Here is a 1,955-nt window from a genome sequence, read left to right as displayed (position 1 = left end):
CACGCCGACCGGCTTGCCGCCCTCGTAGCGCACCGTCACCTGGCTCTTCGAGTCGGGGCCGAGCTTCGCCGCGTCTCCGCTCTTGGTCTTGCGTGCGCGCGCCAGGTCTTCGAGGATCTTGTGCGCGTAATAGATCGGCGCCGGCATCAGCTCCGGCGTCTCGCGGCAGGCATAGCCGAACATGATGCCTTGGTCGCCCGCGCCTTCCTCCTGGTTGGCCGGCTGCTTGGCATCGACGCCCTGCGCGATGTCGGCCGACTGACCGTGCAGCAGCACCTCGATGTTGCAGTTCGCCCAGTGGAAGCCCGCCTGCTCGTAGCCGATGTCGCGGATGGCCGTGCGCGCAATGTCCTCGATCCGGGCCACGGTGACCGAGCGCGGGCCGCGGTACTCGCCGGCGATGACGACGCGGTTGGTGGTCGCCAGCGTCTCGCAGGCGGCGCGGATGCTCCACGGATCGAGCCCCTCTGCGATGCCGTCGCGGAAGAACGCGTCCACCACCTCGTCCGAAATGCGGTCGCAGACCTTGTCCGGGTGCCCTTCGGAAACGGATTCGCTCGTGAACAAAAATGACTGGCGTGCCACCCTGATCCCCTTGATCTCGTTCTTGCCTGCGCCGATCCTTGAAAACGAGGGCCGGGAGAGAAATGGAAAAGCCACTCGACCGTCCCCGCAGAAACCGCGGGTGTCTTGCCGGTTTTACCGGGTTCGGTCAAGCGCCGGGGCCTGAAAAGCTTAGAACTCCAGCGTCGAAGCGACGCGCCGTGCGTCGGGCCGGCCTTCAGGCGCGGGAATCGCGGGGACGCGCAGGCGTCTCACTCGATCGTCTCGTCTCCGCCGAGCGTGCGGACGAGTTCCACCACGGATCGCCTCACGCGCGGATCCGCAATTTTTACAAAGGCCTTGTTGAGCTCGAGACCTTCGCGCGTCGAAAGAAAGTCGATCACGTATGTTTCAGTCGGCCGTTCCGCAAAGCCTGGTGCCGACGGAGTATCGACGAGATCGGCCGGAGCCTCGTCATAAAAAAATTGGACGGGCACACCGAGAACGCGCGACAAATCAAACAATCGACTTGCCCCGATCCGATTCACGCCTTTTTCATATTTCTGGACTTGCTGAAAAGTCAGCCCCAGATGCTCGCCGAGCTTTTCCTGGCTCATGCCGAGGAGCATGCGGCGAAGGCGCACACGCATCCCCACGTGCGCATCGATCGGGTTCGGCTTACGAGAGCTGCGCTCGCTGTCGACGTCGTCGTCGATTGCGTCCTCTTTAGACATCAGATTGGTTACTCCCTGCCCCGTCGAGAACCCGTCGGTCGTCTCTGCCTATGGAAGTCAGGGCCCGGGGTCAATAATTTACCCGCATGAAACAAGTTTTACGCCATATTCAAAATTGAGATGTTGGGCAGACCACAACCGAAGAGGGTACGCCGTGTAATAACGCGTACCCGTCACCCCTTGATCTGGAGGGCGTCAGCGAGACCGATCGCGACGGTGGAAAAAAGAAAGTGTAGCGGCGACGAATAGTCCCAGAACCAAAAAAATTACATCACCCAGGACTGCGTATGGCGGGCGAGAATGCGCCGCGGGCAAAATCGAGTCGAGAGATCCTCTTACATTTATCCCGAGCATAACTAGGACCCGTCCACTGGAATCGACAACGGCCGAGATCCCGTTGTTGGCCGCGCGCAGAAGCGGCAGACCTTCCTCGACGGCTCTCACGCGCGCCTGGTGGAAATGCTGACGCGGCCCGGTGGTGTTTCCGAACCAGCCATCGTTGGTGACGTTTACCAACACGCCGGGGCGAGCCGCGCTTGCGGCCCCCACGCCAGGAAAGATGGCCTCGTAGCAGATCAGCCCGCCAACGGACGGCAACCCCGGCACGGCGAGCAGCGGTCGCGGCGTCGCGCCTTCGGTGAACCCGCCCCTGAGCCGGGTGAGCTGCTGAAGCCCGAT

3 protein-coding genes are annotated in these 1,955 nt (G+C 62.3%); all 3 read right to left on the bottom strand.

Going from position 1 to position 1,955, the window contains the following annotated elements; genetic code table 11:
• A partial coding sequence (locus FBR05_15215; GenBank protein ID MDL1873529.1) for a methionine adenosyltransferase occupies positions 1-585 on the bottom strand: 585 nt, incomplete at its 3' end.
• Between the two features lie 230 nt (positions 586-815).
• On the bottom strand, positions 816-1,277 hold the full coding sequence (locus FBR05_15210; GenBank protein MDL1873528.1) for a helix-turn-helix transcriptional regulator: 462 nt from the start codon (positions 1,275-1,277) through the stop codon (positions 816-818).
• Positions 1,278-1,472: 195 nt separating this feature from the next.
• Positions 1,473-1,955 (bottom strand): apolipoprotein N-acyltransferase (locus FBR05_15205; GenBank protein MDL1873527.1); only part of this gene is annotated, 483 nt, incomplete at its 5' end.

It is taken from the genome of Deltaproteobacteria bacterium PRO3 (assembly GCA_030263375.1).
Classification (GTDB): Bacteria; UBA10199; UBA10199; order DSSB01; family DSSB01; genus DSSB01.
This window is presented reverse-complemented; position numbering and strand designations above follow the sequence as displayed.

Excerpts from the sequence above, each read along its gene's own strand:
- FBR05_15210 (MDL1873528.1), bottom strand. The coding sequence starts at position 1,277 with ATGTCTAAAGAGGACGCAATCGACGACGACGTCGACAGCGAGCGCAGC.